The organism is Variovorax sp. MHTC-1 (genome assembly GCF_003984645.1).
Lineage (GTDB): Bacteria > Pseudomonadota > Gammaproteobacteria > Burkholderiales > Burkholderiaceae_C > Variovorax.
The window spans coordinates 68727-93550 of sequence record NZ_RWKI01000015.1; the positions used below are offsets into that span (position 1 = coordinate 68727).

Consider the following 24824-nt stretch of genomic DNA (forward strand, 5'->3'; position numbering starts at 1 on the left):
AAGGCGGCCGGGCCTCCCCCACGGGGGGTGGCGAAGTACGCAAAGCGACAAGCCGGGGGGCTCATGTTCTCGGGCTTGTCATGTCCTCAATCTCGATCCGGCCCTCCTCTAGATCGATCCGGCTGCGCATCAGGAACTCCAGCGGCACGGGCTGGGCCCAGAGCATGCCGCGGATCCGAAGGCCGATGCGGTTGTGAGAATCAAGTGCCGAGCCTTCCATGACGAGTTCAACTTCGAGTGTGCGAGGCAGGATGCGGGGCTCGAACTGCAGGATGGCGTTCTTCAGAGCCTGTTCCATGCTGACACGCTGAACGGAGGACGTGAACTGGCCGGACAGCATAGGCAATCCGTAGTTGAGCACCGAGCGCGCCGCGTTCGGAAAGCGCTTGTCGTCGAAGGCGAGGCCATGGCCCGTGGCATTGAAGAGCCAGCTCAGGTCGCGCAGCACGGCCTGGCGCAGCGCCTGCCGGGTCAGGGTGCGCTTGTCGTCGCTCTCGCGCTGCTCGCCGGGCGCATGGTCGACCAGGCGATCGAGCAGCGAAGGCTGCAGGCGTTCCTGTGCGGTGAGCTCAGGCATCGCCGGTCGAGAACAGGATCTCGCGCACGTCCATCAGCGCATGCTCGGCGCCGTCGCTGCTGCTCAGCATGCGCTGGCCGAGCCCGGCCCAGACCTCGGGCTGCAGTTCGCGCCACTCGGTCCTGCGCGCGAGCTGCAATGCGCCGTCGCTGCTCTTCTCGGTGCCTTCGTAGCGCACGGGCACCAGGGCCAGCGTCTCGCCGCCGTTCTCGAATTGCAGATGCGCCGGCAGCCAAACGCAGTCGCGCAGGTCTTCGGGCGGATCGAGCTTCACGTGCGCCAGCCGCGCATAGGGAATCCAGTAGTAGCGGCCGTTGACGAAGGCTTCGAGCACCGGGCCCAGGCGCATGTCGGCATCGGCGAGCCATTCGAAGGGCTTGCCGTCGAGCGTGCCCGGCGTCGCGGGCGCGGCGTCGAAGGCGCGCCGGCGCAGGTCTTCGGCCAGCTTCGCATCGCCCACGCCCTGGCGCAGCAGCGACTCGATCAGCAGCGCAAGCCATTCGTCGGGCTGGCCGAAGACCATCGGCGTGCGCGTGCCGGCGAACACCTCGGCACGCAGGCCCTCGCAGCGCACGGCCTCGCCGTAGACCTGCTTCATCGGAATGGCCATCGCATCGAGCTCGGCCGCGACGTTGAGCTGGTTGAGCGCGCGCTCCCACTGGCCGAGCACGCACAGCAGCTGGGCCAGGAAGACGCGCAGCTTGCTGTCGGCGGGCTTGGCGCGCACCTCGTCGGTCAGGGCCTTGAGCGCGGACGCGGGGTCGGCGGACTGGAGGAATTCGGCAGAGCTGGTCATCTCAGTGACTCCTTGGCGCGATGCGCAATGCATGAAACAGTCGTAACCCATTCGGGGAACACCGCGGAACCGGCTTCGCCGGGCCGCTGGTGTTGCCCCCTGCAAGGGGGTTGGCGGCCACACGAAGTAGGCAAGCCTGGGGGTGGGTTCATTTTTTGATGGTGCAAGTGCGCACCGCGCCGCGCAGGCCGGTCTCGCTCTGCGGCGCGGAGCGGATCTCGAGGCCCTGGTACTCGATCTGGATGATTTCGCGCGGCCGCGCCGACCTGGCGGCGGTGAGCATCGTGTGGTTCAGCAGGCGCGCCTGGGTCAGCTCCAGCTCCAGGTGCGGCTGCAGGTCCTTCGAGGTGTCGCCGCCGGCCTTGTAGACCGAGATCACCACCTTCAGGTCATTCACCTGGTCGCGCAGCAGGCTCGCGATCGACGCGCTCGCGGCATCGCAATCGCGAACGACGAAGACCGCGGCGGCGCGCAGCTGTCCCTTGGTGGAACCCGGGGGCGAGAAAACGTCCAACTGATAGCGGAAGCCGCCGACTTCCAGGCGCGGCTTGCCGTCCGCGAAGGGGCGCGCCGAATCGCCTTCGATCGCCTTGCCCTTGGATTCGAGCAGCATCCAGTAGTCGTCGCCCGCCTCTTCGGAAACGAGGTCGAGCAGGCGCAGGCCCTCGTCCGGGTCCACCGCGCCATCAGAAGTCCAGCCCATGTCGATCTCCTAGAAAAAAACCATCGCGGCAAAGAGCTGCCGCTCCTTCGGTGCACCGAGCTGCCCGCGCACGCGCAGATCGGCCAGGGCCGGATCGACGCCCGCGCCGAACAGGCGCGGCGCGCTGTGCGGCACGGCCGGCGTCGCCAGCACGAAGAGGCGCGCACCCGCGCCCGCCAGCCACGGCAGCTCGAACTGCTTGGCCGCCGGCTGCTCGCGCGTGCCGCGTTCGAAACGGTTGCTTGCGCCGGCGGCATCGGGATACACCGGCCGCAGGCCGCCTTCCGCATCGATGCCGACGATCACCATGTCGAGCGAGGTCCCGCCGGTGTTGCGCACGTGGAGCACGAGGCGCTCGCCCGCGAGCAACGGGTTCGGCGTGGCGCTGCGGGCGAGGGGCTCGCTGCGCAGCAGGCGGTCGGCGCGCCAGGTTTCCAGCGCGGCCTCGAAGCCGTCGAGGCGCGCGCTGCCGGCCAGCCGGTTCAGTTCGCCGAGCCACTTGAGACGCGCGAGGCCCTGCAGGCGCTCGCGCAAGGCCGCGGGGTCGGCCGCGATCCCACTGGTGCCCGTTCCGAGCGCGGGCGAGAGCGGCTCCAGCCGGTGGCCGGCGGCGCCGAGATCGGTCCAGCGCAGATCGGCCTCGCTCGCGTCCTCGCCCGCGCGCGCCAGGCGGATGGAAGCGGGGTAGTCGAGGCTCAGTCCCGCGGGCAAGGGCTTGTCGGCGCGCACGCGCAGCGCGAAGGCGGCCGGCTCGGCCAGCGGGGTCACGCTCCACAGCGCGCTGCCCGGCACATCGCGCAGCGCGGCCGGCACCGGCAGCTGCGCGCTGCCGAGTTCGAGCTGCGCGAGCGTGGCAGAGGCGCTGCGCCGGGTGCCGTCGTCCAGGCTCGCGAGTACGCGCAGGTCCTGCCGCGGCACCAGCCCGTCGAGCTGGCCGGCCTGGATCGCGAGGCTCGCACCGCTGCGCTGCGCACGCCACACCGGACGCGTGCCGAGCGGCTGCGCACTGTTGGCGAACAGCGGCGCATCGAGATTGCCTTCGGCCACCGGCGACGGCAGCTCGCGCTGCGGAAAGCGCGCCTCGAGCTCGGCGATCACCGGCGGGTAGAGCGCGAGCACGCCGTCGAAGAGTTCGCGCCAGGTCGCGGGCCGGCGCTGCAATGCCTCCGCCACGGCCCAGGTCAGGAGGCCCTGGGGCTGCGCGTCGCGGCTCTTGCGCGGCAGCCGCAGCTCGGGCGTGACCTGGTGGCTTTCGGAGGCGAAGAAGGCCACGTAGCGCGCTCGCGGCACGGCCGGCGCCGCGGGCGCGGGCGGCACGGCGGCGCCGGCCGTGCCCTGCGCCAGCGAGTCCGCGCGGATGCCGCGAAAGCGCACCTCGTCGTCCGGCGAGCCCGCGACAAGCTCGGCGCCCGCGGGCGCGCGGCCGCGCGTCATCGACGCGGCCGAGCAGGTGTCGAACACCGACCAGACGAACACGTTGCGCGCCAGGAAGGCCTGCACCCAGCGGTCGACATCGACGTCGCGCAGGCCGCCCGGCAAGGCGCCGCTGCCGCCCACCGCGCCACGCACATCGCGCGCGAGGAAGTTCTCGGCCAGGCCGTCCGGCTCCTGGTAGCGCTTGCTCGCATCGCGCCAACGCGTGCCGTGGCCCGAGAAGTAGAGCAGCACGAAGTCGCCGCTCTTCGACTGTTCGAGCAGCCGGGCCAGCGCCTCGTGGATGCGCTCTGCCTCGGGCAGCGCGGCGCCGCTCACGCCGTCGGCCAGCACCGCGATGTCGGCGGCCGCGAAGCCATGCTCGAGCAAGGCCTGGCGCATCAGCATCACGTCGTTGCGCGGCGCCTGCAGCCACAGCGACGCCGGCTGATGGACCAGCTCGGACACGCCCACCAGCAAGGCGCGCTGCGCCGCACTCGCGCAGGCGGCTGCGGCCAGCATGGCCAGCAGCAGCACGATGCGCAGGCGGCGCCTCGTCATGGCGGTCCGACCGATTCGACCAGCGGCGAGCCGGCCAGCATGACGCGGCCCTGTGCCGCATCGGCCACGAAGCGCAGGCGCCAGCGGCCATCGGCATCCGGTCCGCCCACCGTCTCGGCGCCGGCCGAGCGCAGCAGCGCGCTCGCATCGTCCATGCCGACGCCGGCCTTCCAGCGCAGGCTCAGCTCGGCCGGCGCGGCGGAAGTGACGGGGCCCTGCACCGAGCGGAACCTGACCTCGTCGTCTTCGGCGCCGGGCCGCAGCAGCGCCGCGTTCTGCACCACGACCACCAGCGCCAGCAGCGCCAGTGCGGGGCGCACCACGCGGTCGGCGCCGAACCAGGTCTTCACGCGCGGCCACCAGCCCTCTCCTGCCGGCGCCGCGACGGCAGGATTGCCGGGCTTCGGCGTCGCCTGCAGCGGCGTGGCGAGCCGCGCCGCGGCTTCGAGGTAGAGGCTCTGGTAGTCGGCGCGCGGATCGCCCACGCCCAGCGGCGTGCCCGAGAGCACGGAGAACACGCCGCCGGCCGTTCGCAGCGCGATGCGGCCGGGCTCGGGCTCGATGGCCAGCGGCTGCTGCACGGCCCATTCGTCGTGCACCGCGCGGATCGCGGCCAGCCGCGTGGCCGAGACCTCGCCGAGCACGCGGGCGCAGAGTTGCGGCGTCTGTTCGAGCGTGAGCACGTTCCAGGTCTGGATGAGCCCGAACATAGGCTCGAAGGGTTCGTCGCCGGGTTCGAGCAGCACGTCGAAGGCGCTGGCCCAGTCGGCTTCGCCGGCGGCCATCCACCCGCGCCACAGCGTGTCATGCAGGCACTTGTCGAGCAGCACGCCGAGCAGTCGACCCTCGTGCAGCACGCTCACCAGGCGGCCCGGCGCCCAGCGGGCCGGAAAGGCGCGCTGCGCCAAGGCCTCGCGGCGGCGGGCCAGCTCCGTCAAGGGCAGCAGCAGGGTCTGGTCGGACTGTCGCGCCGGCATCGCGGCCGACTCGGCCAGCGTGGCAGCGCCCTCGCCAGCAGCGGCGAGATCGCCACCGCGCCCGAGGGTGCCGCGGATGAGGCTGAGCGGGGGCCAGAGGTCGATGGGCATGGTGCTTTGTCCTATGTCTTCAGGCATAAGACGCTTCAGCGCCCAGGATTTTGAAAACCTGCAGGATCGCACCCATGTTGCCGGCCTCGATCGCGATGCCGAGGGTCTGCGAGATCCACTGGCCCAGCGTGGTGCGCGCATAGTCGGCCGGCAGGCCTTCGCGCTTGTGCACGAGGCCGAGCCGGCCGGCGCGGTAGTGGTAGGAGGCGATGGCATGGCGCGCGGCCACGCCCGACAGGCCGCCCGCCGCCTCGCGGCCGAAGCCTTCGCACAGGAGGATGCGCTCGGGCTCGGGCAGCCCCGCGATGAAAGCACGCGCCGCGGCGTGCACCGAGGGCGCACTGAGGCCGTGCTCGGCCAGCTCGTCCTGCGCGTTGTCGGCTGCGCCGACGTGGGCCTCGAGCTGGCTCTCGGTGATCTGGTCGCCGATCGAGAGCTTGCGGCGGAAGGCGCTCGCGCGCGTGCAGTCGATCAGGTAACGCCGGAAGTAGGCGCACAGCGCGAAGGCGCTCGAGGGCGCACTGTGGCTCGCGGCCTCGCTGCGCGCGGCATCGTCCGCTTCGTCCGGATCGGCGTCGAGCCGCAGCACCTTGACGTAGATGAACTGGGCCACCAGTTCCTGCCGGCCTTCGCCGAGCACGCGCAGCTCGGGCGGGTTGCAGCTGCGCAGCGCGTCGCCGACCATGCGGTACATCTCGCCCATCTCTGCCGCAGACAGCGTCTGCCTGCGCCGCCAGAGACGGACGAGTTCGATGCTTTGTTCCGAGGACAGGGTTTCCTGCATGGCGTTGTTTCGGCTAAAGCAGGTTCTCGCTTTGGGCCGTTCGCTCGGGATGTGGTGCGGGTGGTCGATATGTGCGTGCGCCAGGGATGCCCAGCGCCCCCACCCCCGCCCTCCCCCAGAGGGGGAGGGAGTCATACCGCCTGCGCGCCAGAGAATCGCATCGCATCCTGTCTTGCTCCCTCCCCCTCTGGGGGAGGGTTGGGGTGGGGGCACCGGGCGCGTCCACACCGCCCGCCGCCGCGCCCATCAGCATTCCGCCTTTCCTAGTCATCGACGCACGCGCCTTCTTCAGGCACAAGGCATTGCGGCAAGTCGGCACCGACCGCCGCCCCGCGCGTGCGGATGGTCGAGGTCGCAGCCGCCGCCACGGCGAGCCCGCGCGGCAGCAGGATCCACAGCTGGCCGCGCTCCTTCATGCGCCGGGCCTGGGTCGCGGCCTGCTGGCCGTTGCCGAAGAAATAGTCGGCGCGCACCGCGCCGCGGATCGCGCCGCCGGTGTCCTGCGCGATGGTGAGCCGCTGCATCGGCGTGCCGGTGCCGGGCGCACGCGTGGAGACGAAGACCGGATAGCCCAGCGGCGTGCTGCGCGGATCGACGGCGATCGAGCGGCCGGCCGACAGCGGCACGCCGAAGGCACCGACCGGCCCGCCGCCGGTGCTCGGCGACTCCTTGAAGAACACATAGCTCGGGTCCTTGATGCCGGTGCCGATCACCGGCCCGGTCGCGCGCCGCCCCGGCACCACGACGGCGCCGCTGTTGACCGGGCGCGCGAGCGTGAAGCCGCGCGTGCGAATCACCGAGGTGTCGTTGTCGTCCTCCTCGTCGTCGCCGTCGTCGAGCTCGAGTTCGATCGCGCCGCCGCGCACCTTGACCGGACTGCGCGCCTTGCCCGACGAGGACCGCGCCAGCGTCGGCCGGAAGGGCTGGCCGTTCTGCTCGGCATAGGCGACGCGGATCACATCGCCGTTGGGCAGGCGGATGCGGCCCGAGCCCTGGATCTGCATCTCGTAAAGCGCGGTGGCGCTGTTCACGAAGGCCAGCACGCGGGCGTTGGGCGCGCCCTTGGTCTCGATCTCCTCGCGCGTGTAGTAGGGCAGGAGACGCTTGCCCTCGATGCGCAGGCGCACCTTGCGGTCCAGCGTGTCGCGCGTGACGGCCGAGAGGTCGAGCGCATAGAGGCCGGGCGCCCCCATGTCGCGCGTGCTGAGGCCGCTCTGCACCACCACGTTGCGGCCTACGACGCGCGCTGCCACCGTGCCGCTGCCGGCCGGCAGCTTGCGCGCATCTGCGAACAGCATGTCCTCGGGCTGTCCGTACACCGGGTAGATGAAGGGCGGCGCGTACTGCCGGCTGCCGGTGATCTCGGGCTCGAAGTAACCGGTCACCACGCCGTCGGGCCTTCGGTCGTCGTCGCGGATCTGGTAGGCCGAGAACTCGCGCTCGAAGAAGCCGCGGATCGCCGGGTTGTTCTTGTCGTCGACGGCGCGGGCGCGCTCGCAGACCTGCCGCCACTCGGTGCCGCGGCCGGTCAGCACCTTGCAGCTGCCGAGGAAGGCGGGCCAGCTCTCGGCGAAATCGTCGCGGCCCCAGCCCGGCACCGCGTCGAAGCCGACAGAGGTGTAGGTCGCGAGCTGGGTCGAGAAGGTGCGCGACTGGCCGGCGACGCTGGCGCCTGTCGAAGGCGGACGCGAGGCGGCGGGTGCGGGCGCGGCCGGTGCCGGCGCGGGTGCCGCAGGCGCGACGACCGAGGCGCTGGCCGAGGCCGGCGCGGGCGCCGGAGCCGGAGCCGGAGCCGGAGCCGGAGCCGGAGCCGCAGTGGAACTGATGGCACCCGGTCCCGGCATCGTGCCGCAGGCCGCGAGCGCGGCCATGGCGACGAGGGCGGCACCCCGGCGGGCGGGTGAAGCGAAGATCGGCGAAGAGAGCTTGTTCATGAAGAACTCCTGGTCTGGGGGGCGAGGCCTGGCAGGCCGCTGCCCCACAGACGATTACTTCTCGGTGATTCTGAAAAACGCCGTGCCATAGACGTCGCTGCACGGCGTGTTGGGCGCGCACACCGGCTTGCCTGCGAGCGGCGGCGGCCCGCTGCCTCGTGCAGCCTCGAGCGCGGCCAGCACGGACAGCGGGAACTGCGGGAACACGCCGTCGTTCTGGACGCCCGAGGCGCTGAAGTCGCGCTCGTGCTCGCTGACCAGCACGGCGAACTCGTTGATGCCGGCCGGCCCCCCCGCATCCATCGGCCACGAGGCGCGCGGCAGCGAGAGCGAAGCGCCGGCGGCGATCTTGTTGTGCTTGTCGAGCAGGTTCGGGAACAGCAGGAACATCTCGCCGCCGCTGGACAACAGGTAGACGTAGACGAAGCCTTCGCGCTTGCTGCGCACCTCGAAGCCGAGCCTGTCCTTGCCGACCGCCACCTCGGCCTTGCGCGGGCTCGCCGTCACTTCGAAGCCCGGCGCGGCGCCTTCGGCCAGCGACCGCAGCGACTCGGCCGGCGTGCGCGGCTTGGCCGGCGGCGGAGGCGGCGGCGGTGGAGGCGCCGGTGCCTGGGCGACTTCGCTGGGCGGCGGGGGAGCGGCAGCTGCCGGCGTCGCGTCGTCGGACTGGCCCTGGAACCACCACCACCCGCCCGCGGCGGCAAGAGCCGCCACCGAAGCCACGGCGGCGATCGCCGCGCCCTTGCCCTTGGGAGCCGGTGCGGGCGCGGGCACGGCAGGACTTGCGCCGGCAGCACGCCCACCCGCGGCAGCGGACGAAGGCGCCGGCGGACGGATCACCGTCCGGTCGCCCTCCAGGCCCAGCGCCGCGCGCAGCGCTTCCATCGACTGCGGCCGCGATTCCGGCCGCACGCCCAGGCCGGCATCGATGGCCGCGAGCAGCCCGGGGCTGTAGCGCTGCAGCAGCGCGTCGTTGCCCGCCAGCGGCACATAGCTGTCGGCCAGCAGGCGTGCGACCGAGGGCGGCGGCGCGCGGCCGCTGACGGCCACGTGCATCACGGCCGCGAGCGCATAGACATCGGTCCATGCGCCCTGCGACATGTCGGGCATCTCGGCGTACTGCTCGATCGGCGCGTAGCCGGGCTTGAGGATGACGGTGATCGCCTGCGTCTTGTCGGTGATCACGCGCCGCGCGGCACCGAAGTCCAGCACCACCGGCCGGCCCGAGCCTTCGAGCAGGATGATGTTGTCGGGCGCGATGTCGCGGTGGTAGCAGTGGGCGTGGTGCATCACCGCGAGCGCCTGCGTCACGCCGTCCATGATGCGCATCAGCCAGGCTTCGTCGACGCCTCCCGGCATGCTAGCCAGCGCCTGCCGCAGCGTGTCGCCGCGGTAGAAGGGCATCACCATGTAGGTGGTGCCGCGCTCCTGCCAGAAACGATAGACCTTCAGCAGCGAGGGATGGTCGAACTGGGCCAGCAGGCGCGCCTCGTTGATGAAGCTGCGCATGCCGAGCTCGAAGGTCTCGCGATGCCGTTCCGAGAGCGGCGCGACCGTGCCGTCCAGCTGGCGCGTCGAGAGCGAGGTCGGCAGGTACTCCTTGATCGCGACCACGCGTTCGAGCGTCGGGTCCCAGGCCTCGTAGACCACGCCGAAGCCGCCCTGTCCGACGATGCGCGTGACCTCGAACTCGGCCAGCCGGCTGCCCACCGGCAGCAGCCCGGCCTCGGCGTTGCTCGGCGCCTTCTCGGCGCGCGTGATGCCGGCGCCGGTGGGCATCTCGCTCGAAGGCAGCGCCGCGCCGCCCGAGATGACCGTCGCGCCTTCGTCGGGCGCGGGCGCAGGCACGGGCCGGCCGGTGACGACCTGCGTGCGGTCGTCGCCCTCTTGCGGCGGCGCGCCGGGGGGCCGGTCGTCGTCGGGCGTGGCGTTCATCGGGCAAGCTCCGCGCTGCGCGCTGCGGTATTCGCCTCGGGAGCGGCCCGGCGGCTCATGGTGCCTCTCCCTCCTGCGCCGCCGCATCGGGCCCGAAGCCGAACAGCGCATCGAACTGGTCGTCCTGCGGCAGGCCCTTGCTGGTCATACCGGGGCCTCTTTCGGCCACCGGATCGGTGAACCACAGCGAGTGGCGCGCCACCGGCAGCGCCAACGGCGGCCTGTCGCCCTCGCCCGCTTCGGCCGCGAAGCCCGCAAACAATTCCTGCAGGCGCGCATCGAAGCGCTGCGCATCGAGATCGTGCTCCAGCCCTTCGAGCGCGACCTGCGCGGCCAGCGTCCACCAGTGCTGCGTGCGCGCCAGCACCGGGCCTTGCAGCGCGGGGCGCGAGGACACCAGCTCGGCCGCGATCGTGAAGGGAAAGTAACGCCCCACGCCGTCCACCGAAGGCATCATCACGCCGAGCCAGCCGCCGGCGCCGATCACACCCTCGCCGAGCACGAAGCACCACAGCGGCGCCTGGAGATAGCGATCGGTCCAGTCCTCGTGCCGCAGGCGCAGGCGCGCCAGCCCTTGCTGCAGCCAGCGGTCCCACTCGCTGCGAAAGGTCTCGGGCAAGCGGCGGTTCGCAAAGTCGCCCATGCCGGGCAGCTTGCCGAACCAGCCCGGCGCCATGTTCGAAGCGGCATCCTGCTGCGAAGTCACAAGCCCTCCGGACATGCGAACTCGCGCAGCTCGCGCAAGCGGATCGGATGCTGCACGCTGTTGGTCGTGACCTCGAAGCGGGTCTTGCGCGCGCCGATCTGGAAGGTGATGAAGAACTTCTCGGGCGCGTCGCCGGCTTCGAGCTGGCCGTCGTCGAGCACGCGGAACAGGGCCCAGGGCCCGTCGACCGCCATGCCCGAGCTGCCGCTGGTCGAGGGCGGACTGACCTGCACGCGCACCTGGTTGCTGCCCTTGGGACCGGGCCACTGCACGGCCATCGGCACCACCGGGCCGTGCGCGTACTTCACGAGCTGGCTGTCGACGTCGAGGATGAACTGCGTGATGCCGGCATCCATCTCGACCGGCTTGAAATCCAGCCGCATCGCGGGCGTGCGGCCGGCGGCGCGGAAGAAGATGTCCTTGATGCGCGCCGCGCGCTCGAACTGCGCGATGGCCTGGACCGTGATCGCGCCCTGCTCCGCCACCGGCTTGTAGCGCCAGGGCCGCGTGCTGGTGTCGACCAGCGAAGCCAGCCGCTTCTGGAAGAACTCGTCCATCAGGCCGCCGGGGCCGAACATCTGGCCGAAATCCTCGGGCAGCACGTCGCGCTTGCTGCTCTGGACGAAGGGGTAGCGCCCGGCGATCGCGCGGGTGCAGAACTCGGTCACCGGACGCAGGTCCTGGCTCAGGCTGCCGCGCTCGGCCACGCGTGCCTGCGTGGCGCCGGCCTGGCTCAGGTTCTCGACCATGGTGCGCACCGGTTCCGGCAGGCGCCCGGCATCGGACTTGAGCTTGCCCGCCACGTCGCCGGGCGGCGGCGAACTGCGGCTCTTGACCGCGGTATCGACCGCGGTGAGGTAGACGTAGACCTCGTTGAAGAGCTTGAGCGCATCGTCGATCGGCGCCGGCCCGTTGGGCGTGGGCGAAGTGACGAGCCGGCGCAATGGCTCGAAGCGATCGTCGACGATGCTCTCGATGCGCCTGGGCGCGGCCGTCGGCTTGCCGGGGTCGCCGCCGAACAGGTCTTCGAGGCCCTTGCGGGTGTTGCGCACGGTCTCGGTGGCCTTGCTCACCACGTCCTTGCCGGTCTCGGCCGGCGTCAGCGTGGTCTCCTTGACCACCGCGCGCAGGAAGCTCGCGAGGGGCGAGCCGGTGCCCGAGAGGATGCGCGCGGTCTCGATGTTCTTCTCCAGGCCGGTGGCGCGCACCAGGCGCACGTCGGACAGGAGCGCCTCCCACACCTTGACGTATTCCTCGAGGTAGAGCCGGCGCACGCGGTCGGTCAGCGCGCCGAGCGCGGCGGCGTCGCGCAGCCGGTCGGCCGCGCCGCGCTCCTGGCCCAGCACCCACGGGTCTTCGCCGGCGAGCAGGCCGGTGAGCACCGTGACCTCGTTCTGGAAGCGCTTGTGGTAGCCGTCGTAGGTGAACATGCCCGGCACGCCGTCTGCGAGCGGCTTGCCGCTGATACGCTCGAACACCAGCGGGCCCGCGGGGCCGGCGGCGCTCGCGACGCTGAAGGGCGGAATGTCCTTGCCGAGACGCTGGCGCTTGAGGCGGCTGAAGACGCGCTGCTCCAGCGGGTAGCTCGCGAGCACGGCGCGCACGTTGCGCACCAGGTTCTCGTCCATCTTGAGCGGCGAGCGCGGCGGGCCCTGGGCGATCAGCACGTCGAGCTGGTCCTCCAGCAGCTTGCGCTGTTCTTCGGGAACGCCGCGGTCGAGGCTGCGCGCCCAGTCGAGCGTGATCCAGGCCTTGAGCGCATCGGCATCGAAGCGCTCGGGCTGATGCAGCATCAGGTAGGTCTTGAGCGCCTCGTAGCTGAACTCGAGATTGTCCTTCTGCGCGGTGCGCAGCTGATCCTCGATGCGCTTGGCGAGCTGCGGCAGGAAGGCTTCGTTCAACGCGCGCTGATGCGCCAGCATCGCGGCGGCATCGAGCTTGTCGCCCTGGTAGAGGCCGAGCGTCATCGACAGCGGTTCCTCGCCTTCGCGGTTCTCGGGCGTCTTCCAGATGTTGCGCAAGGCCTGCAGCACCGGCGCCACTTCGACCAGGTTCGACACGCGTGCAGGCAGCGCCGCCAGCGTCTGCCGCGCCGGCTCGACGCGCGCCTCGACTGCCTTCAGGTAGTTCATGTTCTGCCAGGTGCTCCAGCCCCAGGCGGCGAGCAGCGCGACGGTGAGCAGCGTCATCGCGGCCACGCCGACCAGGCGCAGCACATTGCGGCGGCGTTCGAGCTTGACGTCGGCGCCGGCTAGACGCTGCTCGGGGAACACCACGTCGCGCAACAGCGAGGTGAGGAAGTAGCTGCGCCCGCTGCTCTTCTGCGGCGGGAGCATGGCGCGTTCGAGTCCGAAGCTGCGCGCGAGGCTGCCCATCACGCGGTCGATCGGGCTGCCTTCCTGCGTACCGCTGGTGAAGTAGACGCCCCGCACCCAGGGCGGCTGCGCGAAGCGCGAGCCGGTGAAGACTTGGTCGAGCAGGTCGGACAAGAGCGGCCCGATGGAGCCGAACTGCGCCGGAAAGCCGAAGATCGCGGCGCGGCGCGTGCCGTCGGTCTCGCGCTGCATGCGCTGGATCAGGCCGTCGTTGATGCGCTCGTGCAGCAGGCCGAACTCGCGCTGGAAGGCGGTGGCGAGCCCCTTCTCGTCGACCTGAGCGCCCTCATCGACCGGCAGCGTGAACCCGAAGACCTGCGCGCGCTGCTCCTTGCCGAGGTCGGCGAAGTATTCGCTGAAGCCGTAGAGCAGATCGCTCTTGGTCACCAGCACATAGACCGGCAGGCGCGTCGTGAGCTTGGCGTCGAGCTCCAGCAGGCGCGCGCGGATCGAGGCCGCGAGCGTGCTGCGCGCCTCGGTGCCCTGGCTCAGCAGGTCGGCCACGCTGACGGTGAGGAACACGCCGTTGAGGGGGCGCCGCGGCCGCACCTTCTTCAACAGGCCGAGGAAGCCTTCCCATGCGCTCTTGTCTTCGGTCTGGTGGCTGTCCTGCGTGGTGTAGCGGCCGGCGGTGTCGATGAGCACCGCGTCGTCGGTGAACCACCAGTCGCAGTTGCGCGTGCCGCCGACGCCGCGGATCGCGCCGGGACCGAACTTGTCGGCGAGCGGAAACGAGAGGCCGGAGTTGATCAGCGCCGTGGTCTTGCCCGCGCCGGGCGCACCGATGAACACGTACCACGGCAGGTCGTAGAGGTAGTTGCCGCCCGAGAGCGAGAGCCAGTCGCGCCAGCCCGGCTTCTTGCCGGCCGCGTGCAGGCGCATCTGCCTCAAGGTGGCCACGGCTTCGGTGAAGCGCGTGTTGAGCACCTTCTGTTCGCCGTTGTCGGCGCCGGCCGCGGGCTGCGCGGTGGGCGCCTTCATGAGGCCGTCGGTGAGATGCCGGCTGGCCTTGCGCGTGCGCCAGCGGCGGTAGACGGCGCGCAGCGCCACCAGCAGCACGATCGCGCCGATCAGCACGGCACGCGAGAGCTCGCTTTCGAGCGGGGCCAGGGCGCCGATCTTGATCAGCGGGCCGATCCACCAGATCAGCAGCGCGACGACGAGCAGCGCCAGCGCGGTCAGCAGGAGGGGATGGAAGAGCCATCCGAAGAGCTTTTTCATCGCTTCGCTCCCGCGAGCTCGGCGGCCACCTGGTCCGGCGGGCTCAGGAGCACGATGTCGACGCGGCGGTTGCGCGCGCGGTTGGCCGGCGTGTCGTTGGCCGCGACCGGCTCCGCATCGGCCTTGCCGTCGGAACGCATGCGCGCCGGCTCGACGTAGTTGGAGAGCGCGCCCTTCACCGCATCGGCGCGCGCGGCCGAGAGATGCCAGTTGGACGGATAACGCATCGAGCGGATCGGCTGGTTGTCGGAATGGCCGGTGATCAGCACGTCGCCCTTGACCTCGGCCAGCGCCTCGCCGACGCGCTTCAACACCGGCAGCGATTGCGCCATCGGATCGGCGCTGCCGGAGCCGAAGAAGCTGTCGCCGCGCAGCCGCACGGTGCTGCGGTCGGCCTCGTCTGTGACGGTGACCAGGCCCTGCTTGATCTCGGGCTCGAGGAACTTGGCGAGCCGCGGCGACTTCGCCAGGATGGCGGGCGGCGCGATCTGCAGGTGCGGCACGCGCAGGCTGGACACGGCCGCGTAGGTGGTGTCGGAACGGTGGTTGAGCGTGAGCCGCAGGCCGAACCACGCGAGCGCCAGCAAGAGCGCGAAGCCGGCCGCGAAGACCCACATCGGCAGCGATTCGCGCAAGCGCGCCGAGCCCGTGCCCTGCCCGCGCCAGTGCGGCGAGAGCTCGGCCTCGACCGGCGGACGGTCTTTCGCGATCAGGTCGGCCAGGCGCTGGCGCACGGTGTCGAGCTGCGCGCGGCCGTTGTCGATCACGCGGTAGCGGCCTTCGAAGCCGAGTGCGAGCACGCTGTAGATCAGCTCCAGCAGCTGGCGGTGCGTGGGCACGTCCTGCGCGAGCTTGGCCAGCAGCTGGAAGATTTTTTCGCCGCCCCAAGTCTCGTTGTGGAACTGCACCAGGAGGCTCTGCTTGTTCCAGCCGCCCTGCACGCCCCAGGGCGTGTTGGCCACCGCTTCGTCGAGAGAGGTGCAGAGGACGTAGCGCGCGGCCAGCACCGTCTCGTTGGAGATGCCGGCGCGGCGCGCGGCGGCATCGAACTGGTTCACCGCATCGGCGGTCGATGCCCGCAGCGCCGGCACATTGGGCGCATGCGCCAGATTGCGCAGCTTGCCGATCAACACCAAGAGCTTGGCCGCGGCCGACACCAGCGGGTTGAGCAGGCCCAGCTCGCCGATCTCGGCCGGCAGCGGATCGGCGCCGCCGCCCATCGAGTTGGGCGGCACGGCCGGCGTGTTGCCCGGCCCGCGCGGCTTCGGCTTGATGACCGTGCGCTCCGACTCGAAGGCGGCGAAGGGGTCGGGGGTTGTCATGGCAGTGTGGCGCCGGATGCCGGCACATCACCCGGCCCTGGACGCGATGAAGGGAAACGAACTCGGGAGACACCGCGGAGCCGGCTTTGCCGGGCCGCTGGTGTCGCCCCCGGCGAGGGGGTTGGCGTAGCGACACGAAGTGCGCGAAGCCTGGGGGAGAGCAACAAGCCTTCGCGGAACCGGCTTTGCCGGGCCGCTGGTGTCGCCCCCGGCGAGGGGGTTGGCGTAGCGACGTGAAGTGCGCGAAGCCTGGGGGAGGTCATGATCGGATGGCCCAGAACGCCAGGTCGAGACCCGGGAAATCGCCCGCGATATGCATCGCGACGCCGCCCGACTGCTCGAGCTGGCGCCAGAGGTCGCTGTTGCGCGTGTCGAGCTCGAAGTAGTTGGCCCCTGAATGAAAGGGGATCTGCCGCGGCGCTACCGGCAGCGGCATCAGCGTGACGCCCGGCAACGCGAGGTTGACCAGGTCGCGGATGCGCTCGACCGGCGCGATCTTCACCTGCGTGGGGAAGCGCGCGCGCAGCGCCTCGCTCGGCATCTGCGCGTTGACGGCGAGCACGAAGGTGGCGTTGCGCTGCAGCTCGACGTCGGGAATCACGGCCACGCGCACGCCGTGCTTGCGGTCGTGCAGCTCGATGCGGATGGCCGACTGCTCCAGCACCATCGAGAGGCTGCGCCGCAGGTCGTCCATCACCGGCTTGAAGCTCAGCGCCAGGTCGTCGTGCACGTAAGGCCCGAAGCGCGCGACGCGGCGCGAATCGCGAAAGCTCGCCAGGTCGCCGGCCAGCGCCAGCGCGTGTTCGTAGAAGTGCTGCGGATGCAGCATCGCGCTCCTTGCCAGGTGCGCGAACACGGCCTCGTTGCGGTTGACTGTCTGCAGCAGCATGAAGTCCGCGATCTCGGCCACGCCGCCGGTGCCGCCCTGGCTCATGCGCCCGGCCAGCGCCTCGCCGCGCTGGCGCAGCAGGCCCAGCAGCTCGTCTAGCCATCCGCGGATGACCGCATGGCCCGCCACGTCGAGCAGCGGCGGCAGCAGCACGCGGTCGAGCTGCACCTGGTTGTCGACGCGCCGCTCGACGACGCGCGCGACGTTGAGCGTGGTCCAGGCATCGGTCGCGTCGCCGGCACGCATCAGGCGCGTGTGCAGTTGGCCCAGCTGCAACATCGCGGTGCGCTCGCCGGCGGTGTTGGAATCGGGCACATCGGACTCCAGCACGCGATGGCGCACCAGGTCGTCGTAGGCTTCGGCATCGGCCTCGCGCGCGCCCGCGCGGCGCAGCGGCAGGGCCAGCACCACCGCCTCGTCGCGCATGGTGCCCGGAATGTCGATGGGCTCGGGCAGCGGATCGACGGCCGGCATGTCGAACACCGTGCCGTCGCCGAACACGCCGACCGCGCGCACCAGCGCCAGCTTCCCCAGCGAGAGCGCGGCCTGATCGATCTCGAGCTCGGCAAAACCCCAGGCGTAGGGCGTGGTGCTTCGCAACAGAAGATGCCGCGCATGATCGGCATGGCGCTCGCTTTGCTGCAGGTGCTGAGGCTGCAGCAGCATCCCCTCGCTCCAAACCACTTTAGTTCGCCAACTCATCCGCGCTCCGTCGACGGCGGGGGCTCCCGCCTGAATGGAAACATCTAGTTTCCGGCGCGAGGGGGCCCAGGCAAATCTGGCTAATGGCCTAGGCGACGGGGACGGGATAGTGCTAAGGGGCTAGGCGCAATGAAGCGCGAGCCCTCGCAGAAATGCGATTGCCATCGCGTTGTGGCAGGCGGATATTGATGGCATGTCCGCCTCGCATGCCGCCGACGTTCCAGACGCGATGAGTGCGCTCATGCGCCGACTGCTCGGAATGCTGATGCTGACGCTGTCCGTCGCACTCGCACTTGCGCTGGCGGCAGCCGTCCCTGCGCAGGCCCAGCCGACCGACAAGCGCATCGCGCTCGTGATCGGCAATGCGCGCTATCCGAAGGTGCCGCTGGACAACCCGGAGAACGACGCGCGGCTGATCGCAAACAACCTGCGCAAGCTGGGCTTCGACGTCAACGAGCAGCTCAACGTCAACGTGCTGCAGTTCAGGCGCGCGCTGCGCGAGTTCGCGCGCCGGGTGCAGGAGGACGATGCGATCGCGGTGCTGTACTACGCCGGCCACGGGGTGCAGATCGACGGCCGCAATTTCCTGCTGCCGGTCGACATCAACCTGCGCGACCAGGAAGAAGTGAAGGACGAGTCGGTCGACATCGAGGAGCTGTTCCTCTCCCGCATCGAGAAGGCACGCTCGCACCCGCGCATCGTGATCCTCGACGCCTGCCGGGACAATCCCTTCGCCGGCAAGACGCGCAATATCCGCTCGGCCGGCGGGCTGGCGGAGATGGGTGCGCGCGGTACGCTGATCGCCTTTGCATCGGCCCCCGGCGCGCCGGCCGAAGACGGCCCGAGCGGCCGCAACAGCGTCTACACCAAGCACCTGGCCACGGAGATGATGGTGCCGGGCCTGGAGGTCGAGCAGATGTTCAAGAACGTGCGCGTCAAGGTGCTGCGCGACACCCGCGAGCGGCAGCTGCCCTGGGTCAACACCTCGCTGACCTCGAACTTCAGCTTCAATCCGGTACGGGATGCGCAGCCGGCCCGAGAGCAATCGACCCGGGAGCAATCGGCCCGAGAGCAGCCGGCGGCGCGCGAAGCAGTGCAGAAGCCGCCGGCACGCGAACCTGGGGGCCGGCGCTTCGAGCCGAACGAACTCGAGAAGCAGCTCGAGCGCGCGCAGCGCGAACTCGATGCGGGCCGCGCAACGGCGTCGCCGCCCATCCAGCCACCGGCGCCGCAGCCCCCGCCACAGCCGGCCGCACAGCCGGCCGCGCAGCCGGCCCCGCAGGTGGCGGCGCTCTCGCCTCCGGCGAGCAGCGCCACACTCGCCTCGGCGGCGCGCAAGTTCCTGGACCGCGCCGAGGTGGAGCAACTCCTCGTCGGCAAGACGCACACCCTCAAGGACATCGGTGCCGGCTACCTGATGCGCTGGGACCTGCGAAGCGGCGGCCTCATCTACTACAACAGCCAGAGCATCGGCAACGCGAGCAGCAACGGCTCGGGCCGCTGGGAACTAAAGAACGACGGCAGCCTCTGCGCCAGGTTCAATCCCGTGCCGCCGGGCCGGCTGACCGACGCGCGCAGGCCCGATGACGGTTGCTGGCACTTCTACCGCGACGGCGAGAAGCTCATGCGCGCCAGCGCCGCGGCGCCGCAGGCCCAGCCGCAAGCGGAGATCGTGAGGATCCAGTAGCGAGTGGCTAGGTCTACTCGGCGCGGATGTCGTTCGCCTTGACCACGTCGCCCAGCAGCTTGTAGTAGTCGCGCGTGAGCTGCCCCAGCTGCTCGGGCGTGCCGCCGCCGGCTTCGTCGCCGCGGTCGGCGATGGTCTTCTGCACGTTCGGGTCCTTGAGGGCGCTGTTCATCGCCGTGTTGACCTTCTTCACGATGTCGGCATTCAAGCCGCCCGGGCCGTACAGGCCGATGAAGGAGATGACCTGGAAGTCCTTGATGCCCTTCTCGGTTGCGGTGGGCACGTCGGGGAAGGCCGGCACGCGCTTGGCGCCGGTGGATACCAGCGCCTTGAGCTGGCCGGACTTGAGGAAGGGCGCGACCACGGACGAAGCGTCGAACATGGCGGGAATGCGCCCGGCGATCAGGTCGGTCATCGCCGGGCTGCTGCCCTTGTACGGCACGTGGCTCATCTTGGGCTTGCCGATGCGTTCGCGGAACAGCTCCATCGCCGTCTGCACCAGGCTGCCGGGGCCGCCCGAGGCGTAGTCCACGGTCTTGCCTTCCTTGTCCTGCGCCTTGACCCAGGCGATGAATTCCTCGAGGTTCTTGACCGGAAGGCTGGCCGGCACCACCAGCATCAGCGACGAGGTCAGCAGGAGGCCGATGGGCGTGAGCTTCAGAGGATCCGCCACCGGCGTGTTGCGGTAGGTGTGCGGGTTGAGCACCATGTTGCTGCCGTTGCCCACCAAGAGCCTGTAGCCGTCGGGCGGCTGCTTCGAGACGAAGTCGGTCGCGATGTTGCCATTGACGCCGGGCTTGTTGTCGATCACCACGCTCTGGCCCAGGCTGGCCTGCATGCCGGCGGTGAGGATGCGGCCCGCGAAGTCCGTCTGTCCGCCGGGTGGATAACCGACCACCAGCGTGATCGATTTGGTGGGCCAGGCACCCTGGGCGGCGGCGAATCCGGGAAGCATGTTCGCGCCGAGGCCTCCCAATGCGAGTTGCAACGCGGTGCGCCGCGACAGGGAGGCGTTCGGCTCGATGGGCATGGTGGTCTTCTCCAGATGTTGGGGGTGTGAGCGGCACATCTTAGAAGCGCGCCGAGCGCCCCACAAGGCTCACCTGGCCGCGCCGGCGCCCGTCGAGAAAACGAAGCTCTTGGCGAAGGACACGCCGTCGTTGGTGCCGGCGACCCTCACCGCGTAGTCGGTGTTCGGCATGAGCGAAGCATCGGGAATGATCAACGCCTGGTTGGCAGCCAGCACTGCGTTGGGGTCGTTGTCCCGGGTCATCGTCGGCCGCAGCACCACGGGAACGTTCCCCGACACCGTCTGAATCGCGGCCGAGGAGATCGCGAGCGTCTGTCCGCTTCGCACGGCCACCAGCAGGCCGGGGCCGATCGGGCTGGCCCGCAGGTCGCGGCCCGGCACGGGGTTGGGGGTTTCGTTGGTGACCTCGAAGAAAATGCCGCTCGTTCCTTCGCAAGGATAGGTGAGCACCTGGTCGCTGGCCGGCTCCTGCCGCCCGGCATCGCGCTTGTAGCCCAGGTTGAACTGCTGCACGGTGCGCACGCCGAAGATGCCGCTGGTGCCGAGCTCGTCGCTGCCGCGGATCCCGATCCCCACATCGCGATAGCCTGCCAGCATGCCCGCCGCGTGGTACGGCAGCGCAAGCAGCGCGCGCACGGCGAATACGCCGGTGCCCGCGGTCGAACCGGAGTAGTAGAGGCCGGAGATCTCGTCGCCTACGCCGCCCAAGGGGTAGCCCGCTGCGGTGACGCGGTCTGCCGGGGTGGCGCCGGTGAAGCCGGTGGTGCCCGGCGTTTCGCTGTGACTCAGCTGGTTGTTCAGGATCTGCCAATCCGCATGCGCCGTGGCGGCGCTGTCGAGCTGCGCGTTCTGCGCCAGAAGACCGAATCCGCAGCGCCCGCGCTCCGCATTCAGCAGCACGAAGGCCTGGTGCGCCTCCGAAGATGCGCCGTAGCTGTCCGGCGGGACGGAGCTCACCAGCGTGGAGGCCTGCCCGCCATCGGCAGGCGCGCTCGGCGGGGTCGACACCGTCGTCCCCGGCGGCAGCGCCGCCACGCCGCCGCCTCCGCCCCCACCGCAGGCCGCGATCAAGGCGCAGGCGAGGGCTGCGAGCGCATGGGGGAAATGGTAAGCAGATATGGAAGAAGAAAGCGAACGCGTCATGGCGCCATGACGTCACGAAACCGCGAACCTTCTTGTCAGCGCGCGGCCATCGTTGACGTAGGCAGGCCGACCCCGGAGACTAGCCCCCGGCTAGGCAAGTCCCGAACAGACGCTGACGGCATCGCCGACTAAGCTCGAACCGACGGCGCATTCCTGCCGTGGCCAATCAACCAAGGAGCCGACATGCCTCGCTATGTAGTCGAACGCACCTTTCCCGAAGGCCTGGAGATCCCGGTGACCGATGTCGGCGCGCGGGCCTGCGGCATGGTGATCGCCAACAACGCCAAGAAAGGCGTGACCTGGGTCCATTCCTACGTGAGCAAGGACCATCGCAAGTCCTTCTGCGTCTACGATGGCCCGAACCCGGAGGCGATCCGCGAGGTGGCGGGCGACAACAGCCTGCCGGCGGAAGGCATCACGGAAGTGACTGTGCTCGATCCCTACTTCTATCGAGCCTAGGCGGCGCGCCCGTGCTTCGGGCCGGGACTCATCACGCCGACGATCATCGCGCCGGCGATGCCGAGCAGCGGGAGGGGCGTGTCCATGGTTGTGCTTTCGCTCCAAAAGCGCGATGGTATGTGCTTGTCTTCAGGCTCGCGATCACAGGAGAAAGCCATGCTTCAGAAGTCACCGATGTACGCCTACATCCCGGCGCAAGACGTTGCCCGTGCGAGGCAGTTCTACGAGCAGAAGCTCGGCTTCAAGCCCACGGCGGAAGTGGACGGCGGTGTCATCTACGACTGCGCAGGCGGCACCAGCTGCTTCCTGTACCCCACGCCCAACGCCGGCACCTCCAAAGCCAGCCAGGCCTTCTGGCAGGTCGAGAACATCGAGAGCGAAGTCGCCGACCTGAAGGCGCGCGGCGTCGTGTTCGAGGACTACGACATGCCGGGCAAGGACGAGAACGGCATCGTGAACCAGGGCGGGGCGAAGGCTGCGTGGTTCACGGATACGGAGGGGAACATCATGGCGGTGATACAGGGCGTTTGAATGCGCCCGTCTCCGGGTGTTGGAACTTAGAGCTCCCCAAGTGCTGCACCGTTGATAGGCTTTTGCAGCCATTTCGCGATATCGCCGCCCAGAGCGTAAGTCACCACACCCACCATGCTGCAGGTGCTGCGCGGCAGCCCGAAGTACATGAACATCTGTCGTTGCGCGGTGAACCCGGCGGGGGCCTCGCCCCGGCGCTCCAACGTGCCACGCAGCTGCACGATCTTGGGGCCGCCATAGAGGCCGCCAGCGTTCGCGAGGATGTCGGTGATCTCGATCTTCAGCACAGGTGCGCCGTCGACGCTGGATGCGGGAGGCGAAAGCAGGTATTCGTATGGCGTGAGCAACTGGTCTTGCACAGACTGCTGCAACGAAGTCGGCACATCGCATGGATCGTCTGCCTTCGACAATCGGATGCCCTTGGCGGTTGTGCCATACGCGATGGCGGGCATCACTACGGTGTTGTGCACGGCGGCAGCCGCTGGCGCTGCCTCGGGTCCCGGCGGTTGACGCGAGCCGCAAGCGGTCAATAGTGCCCCGACGATGAGCAAGGCGCTCATTTGTGCGGATGTTTGTTTGTTCATGATCGATCCCTGTGTGGGAGCGCTGGCGCGTCCGGTATTGGCGCGGCAACTTCTGTTGCAGGATCTGCTTCAGCTCCCTCGTCCTTTTAAGCGGCGAATTCTGGTGTGCACGCCCGCTGTTTTGGGCCGTGCCCGAAGAATCACCACGCTTTCGTGACTGAATGCGCGGCCGTCGACGAGTCGTGGTGATTGTCTTAAGTCGTTCGTGCTAACGCACTGATTTGCCCGGCGCGGCGCTCGGTGAGGAAGGACATCTGATGCTGCGATGGACGAGGGTGACCTGCGCGAGACGCCCGGAGAGAATGCGTCTCCCCCGGGGCGCAGGACGGAATACTTTGAGTCTTGATGAGGGTCCCGACAGGCAGGTTCTTCACGTGGGCCGCCCTTGACCGTGTCGCCGGCCACCTGCTCGCCTCTCATGTTGAGGTCGCCCGCCGCTCTTGATTTTTTTTGTGTCGGTCGCGGTGACGAGGGTGTTGTCGTAGCGAACTTCGTTGCCGATCGACTTGCCCTGGTTGCTGCCGGCGTTGGCTTGGAGGTGTTCCAGTCTTTCACCAGGGCACCCGTGCTCGTGGCGTCGCCCGTACGCACCGATGGGTCTCCGGCCAGTCCCGAGATGCCCGACTTCGTTGTGCTGGTCTGGCTGCCGCTGGCGCTACCCACACCGGCGCTGCCGCCCGGGCGCGCATTGCTCTGCGCATTGGCTGCCGCCTTCTTGTCCGCATCGGTCGTGGCCGTGCTCTGACCCCCCGCCGCAAACCCCACGCTGCCGCTCACCGAGTAGCTGCTGCCCTTCGAGGTGCTGTGGTTCTGGATGTCGCTGGTCGCGAGGCTGGCAGTCTGGAAGCGGTTCTTGTCCGCATCGATGGCCGCCTGGGTGCTGGAGATCACCCCGCCCTTCAGATCGGTGCGGCCCGCCACATTGACGTTGAAGCCCCCGTCCCCGGCCTTGATGCCCGACTGCTCCTTGACGCTGGTGAAGTCGCCATTGGCCTTGGCACTCGCGGCACTGCCGCCCACGGTGCTGACGCCGTAGCAGATCGGCGGAATGCACAGGCTCACGTTCAGGCCCGAGCTGCTTTGCTTCGATGTCTGGGTGCTGGTGTCCTGCAGGCTCTCGATGTTGAGGTTGCCGCCGATGTCGGCCTTGACCGTGTCGCTGGCCACCTGCGCGCCTCGCAGGTTGAGGTCGCCGCCGCTCTTGATCTTGAGGGTGTCGGTGGCGGTGACGAGGGTGTTTAGCGCATGTGCCGCAACGTGCCTTCGAATAGCTCGCCCGTATCAAACTTCCTTGAAAACACGGAGCGCGGTGGAGACATCGGATAGAACGCCACGGGCGTTCAGATCGAAAAATTCACACCCCCACGTTTCGCTTCAATCTAGAAATCCTCTGACGAACACCCTGCGCCCAACTTTTTCTAATAACCAAATCCTTCAATACATCGTCGAGTGCTGGAATTTCTCTCGCGCTGTCACCAATCCAGTCCAATGCTTTTGAAGCCCAGTAGTCTGACCCAGGGTAATTTAACGCACTAGACAACAACAACGCTTCCGGGAATTTTTCGCGCCATTTTGAGACGACGGGAAATTGCTCAATATTTTTATAAAGCCATGCGCGACTGTATTCAAGGAGCGGCAGCAAAAAAGCACAGTCGCCGTGATTTTCGATTAATTTGACTCTTCCGCTCACTCTAATTGCCCATCCGTCGAGCGAATGAACACCCAGCCAAACCTTGCCTTGCCCCATTTCCGCAATCCACCACCACGGAGGCTCGGCAATCTCAGTAGAAAAGAAGCTAATCATCAATACCCCACGATGGTCCACAGGCCTATTCACTCGACTACTTAGCCATTTTTGAAAATCTGCTCGAATTTCCGGCGTCCAATTCTGCCCAGCTTCTAGGCGTCGTAGCCGGCCTTCAGCGCCAGCGCACCCTGCAAGCGGCTGTCGTCCGTGTTCTTCGACTCCTGCGCCATGTCGTAGGCGCGCGTGATGGCGCCGCCGACCGTGCCGGTCAGCTGGGCGCCGATGGTGTGGTTCTTGACTTCCGCGCTGTGCGTGCTGCGGCCGCTGGAGGTGGCGGCGTTCAGGTTCACTGCGTTGCCGGAGAGCGTGACCTTGTCTTTCGCCAGCAGGTCCGCGCCTTCGGTCGTGATGTTGCCTTGGCCCGACCCGCTGTACTTGGAATCCAGCCCGGCCACCATCGTGAGGTTGCCGCCGTTGGCGCTGAGCAGGCTGGTAACGGCGGTGCTGGAATCCCCGGTGCCGTTCTCCGTCCCTCTGACGTTCGCGTACGCCGTGTGCCGCGGCGCCAGGCCGGGCTGGAATCCGAAGGTCTTGTTCGCGTGGGTGCCGACGGAGCTGGAGCCAATGCTGCGGACGT

General features: G+C 69.1%; 21 protein-coding genes. 3 read left to right on the top strand and 18 right to left on the bottom strand.

The window, feature by feature from the left end; all coding sequences use genetic code 11:
- Positions 1-61: 61 nt before the first annotated feature.
- From tssE to tssK, 12 genes are all read right to left on the bottom strand, one after another.
- Positions 62-577 (bottom strand): type VI secretion system baseplate subunit TssE, encoded by a 516-nt coding sequence (tssE, locus tag EJI01_RS21245; protein ID WP_126839116.1) that lies wholly within the window; start codon positions 575-577, stop codon positions 62-64.
- Positions 570-1373: a type VI secretion system accessory protein TagJ gene (locus EJI01_RS21250; protein WP_126839117.1), complete on the bottom strand. Its 804-nt coding sequence runs from the start codon at positions 1371-1373 to the stop codon at positions 570-572. Before EJI01_RS21250 ends, tssE begins: the two co-directional genes overlap by 8 nt.
- Before the next feature lie 148 nt (positions 1374-1521).
- Positions 1522-2076 carry a type VI secretion system tube protein Hcp gene (locus EJI01_RS21255; RefSeq protein WP_126839118.1) on the bottom strand — a complete coding sequence of 185 codons (555 nt, stop codon included), beginning with the start codon at positions 2074-2076 and terminating at the stop codon, positions 1522-1524.
- A gap of 9 nt (positions 2077-2085) precedes the next feature.
- A complete protein-coding gene (locus EJI01_RS21260; protein ID WP_126839119.1) occupies positions 2086-4050 on the bottom strand; it encodes a caspase family protein in 1965 nt (654 codons plus the stop codon).
- On the bottom strand, positions 4047-5138 hold the full coding sequence (locus tag EJI01_RS21265) for a hypothetical protein (protein WP_126839120.1): 1092 nt from the start codon (positions 5136-5138) through the stop codon (positions 4047-4049). Before EJI01_RS21265 ends, EJI01_RS21260 begins: the two co-directional genes overlap by 4 nt.
- A 19-nt stretch (positions 5139-5157) precedes the next feature.
- A complete protein-coding gene (locus EJI01_RS21270) occupies positions 5158-5922 on the bottom strand; it encodes a hypothetical protein (RefSeq protein ID WP_126839121.1) in 765 nt (254 codons plus the stop codon).
- A gap of 263 nt (positions 5923-6185) precedes the next feature.
- Positions 6186-7856, bottom strand: a complete 1671-nt coding sequence (locus EJI01_RS21275; protein WP_260602563.1) for a murein transglycosylase A — start codon at positions 7854-7856, stop codon at positions 6186-6188.
- A 54-nt stretch (positions 7857-7910) separates the two neighbouring features.
- Positions 7911-9791: a serine/threonine-protein kinase gene (locus EJI01_RS21280; RefSeq protein ID WP_260602564.1), complete on the bottom strand. Its 1881-nt coding sequence runs from the start codon at positions 9789-9791 to the stop codon at positions 7911-7913.
- A gap of 55 nt (positions 9792-9846) precedes the next feature.
- Positions 9847-10497, bottom strand: coding sequence for a type VI secretion system-associated protein TagF (gene tagF, locus EJI01_RS21285; protein ID WP_260602565.1), 651 nt, complete (start codon positions 10495-10497; stop codon positions 9847-9849).
- On the bottom strand, positions 10494-14093 hold the full coding sequence (gene tssM, locus EJI01_RS21290) for a type VI secretion system membrane subunit TssM (RefSeq protein ID WP_126839122.1): 3600 nt from the start codon (positions 14091-14093) through the stop codon (positions 10494-10496). The genes tagF and tssM overlap by 4 nt, the downstream gene beginning before the upstream one ends.
- Entirely contained in the window at positions 14090-15415 is a 1326-nt protein-coding gene (locus EJI01_RS21295; protein WP_126839123.1) for a DotU family type VI secretion system protein, read from the bottom strand. The genes tssM and EJI01_RS21295 overlap by 4 nt, the downstream gene beginning before the upstream one ends.
- A gap of 259 nt (positions 15416-15674) precedes the next feature.
- The gene (gene tssK / locus EJI01_RS21300; protein ID WP_126839124.1) at positions 15675-17006 is read right to left on the bottom strand and encodes a type VI secretion system baseplate subunit TssK; all 1332 of its coding nucleotides are present in this window, start codon (positions 17004-17006) and stop codon (positions 15675-15677) included.
- 193 nt (positions 17007-17199) lie between these two features.
- On the opposite strand from tssK, the gene EJI01_RS21305 reads away from it, so the two are divergent.
- The gene (locus tag EJI01_RS21305) at positions 17200-18693 is read left to right on the top strand and encodes a caspase domain-containing protein (RefSeq protein WP_126839125.1); all 1494 of its coding nucleotides are present in this window, start codon (positions 17200-17202) and stop codon (positions 18691-18693) included.
- 13 nt (positions 18694-18706) lie between these two features.
- On the opposite strand, the gene EJI01_RS21310 is transcribed toward EJI01_RS21305, so the two are convergent.
- Positions 18707-19723: a Bug family tripartite tricarboxylate transporter substrate binding protein gene (locus tag EJI01_RS21310; protein WP_126839126.1), complete on the bottom strand. Its 1017-nt coding sequence runs from the start codon at positions 19721-19723 to the stop codon at positions 18707-18709.
- Positions 19724-19792: 69 nt separating this feature from the next.
- The gene (locus tag EJI01_RS21315) at positions 19793-20866 is read right to left on the bottom strand and encodes a CAP domain-containing protein (RefSeq protein ID WP_126839127.1); all 1074 of its coding nucleotides are present in this window, start codon (positions 20864-20866) and stop codon (positions 19793-19795) included.
- 183 nt (positions 20867-21049) lie between these two features.
- Between EJI01_RS21315 and EJI01_RS21320 the strand changes: the two genes are divergently transcribed.
- Positions 21050-21325 carry a DUF4242 domain-containing protein gene (locus tag EJI01_RS21320; RefSeq protein ID WP_126839128.1) on the top strand — a complete coding sequence of 92 codons (276 nt, stop codon included), beginning with the start codon at positions 21050-21052 and terminating at the stop codon, positions 21323-21325.
- Between the two features lie 156 nt (positions 21326-21481).
- Positions 21482-21856, top strand: coding sequence for a VOC family protein (locus EJI01_RS21325; RefSeq protein WP_126839129.1), 375 nt, complete (start codon positions 21482-21484; stop codon positions 21854-21856).
- 26 nt (positions 21857-21882) lie between these two features.
- On the opposite strand, the gene EJI01_RS21330 is transcribed toward EJI01_RS21325, so the two are convergent.
- The 4 genes from EJI01_RS21330 to EJI01_RS21345 all read right to left on the bottom strand — a co-directional run bounded on the left by EJI01_RS21330 (position 21883) and on the right by EJI01_RS21345 (position 24645).
- The gene (locus tag EJI01_RS21330) at positions 21883-22440 is read right to left on the bottom strand and encodes a hypothetical protein (RefSeq protein WP_126839130.1); all 558 of its coding nucleotides are present in this window, start codon (positions 22438-22440) and stop codon (positions 21883-21885) included.
- A 69-nt stretch (positions 22441-22509) separates the two neighbouring features.
- Positions 22510-23709 (bottom strand): hemagglutinin repeat-containing protein, encoded by a 1200-nt coding sequence (locus EJI01_RS21335; protein ID WP_126839131.1) that lies wholly within the window; start codon positions 23707-23709, stop codon positions 22510-22512.
- Positions 23710-23794: 85 nt separating this feature from the next.
- Positions 23795-24244, bottom strand: a complete 450-nt coding sequence (locus EJI01_RS21340; RefSeq protein ID WP_185878998.1) for a hypothetical protein — start codon at positions 24242-24244, stop codon at positions 23795-23797.
- 95 nt (positions 24245-24339) lie between these two features.
- Positions 24340-24645: a hypothetical protein gene (locus EJI01_RS21345; protein WP_126839133.1), complete on the bottom strand. Its 306-nt coding sequence runs from the start codon at positions 24643-24645 to the stop codon at positions 24340-24342.
- Between the last annotated feature and the right edge of the window lie 179 nt (positions 24646-24824).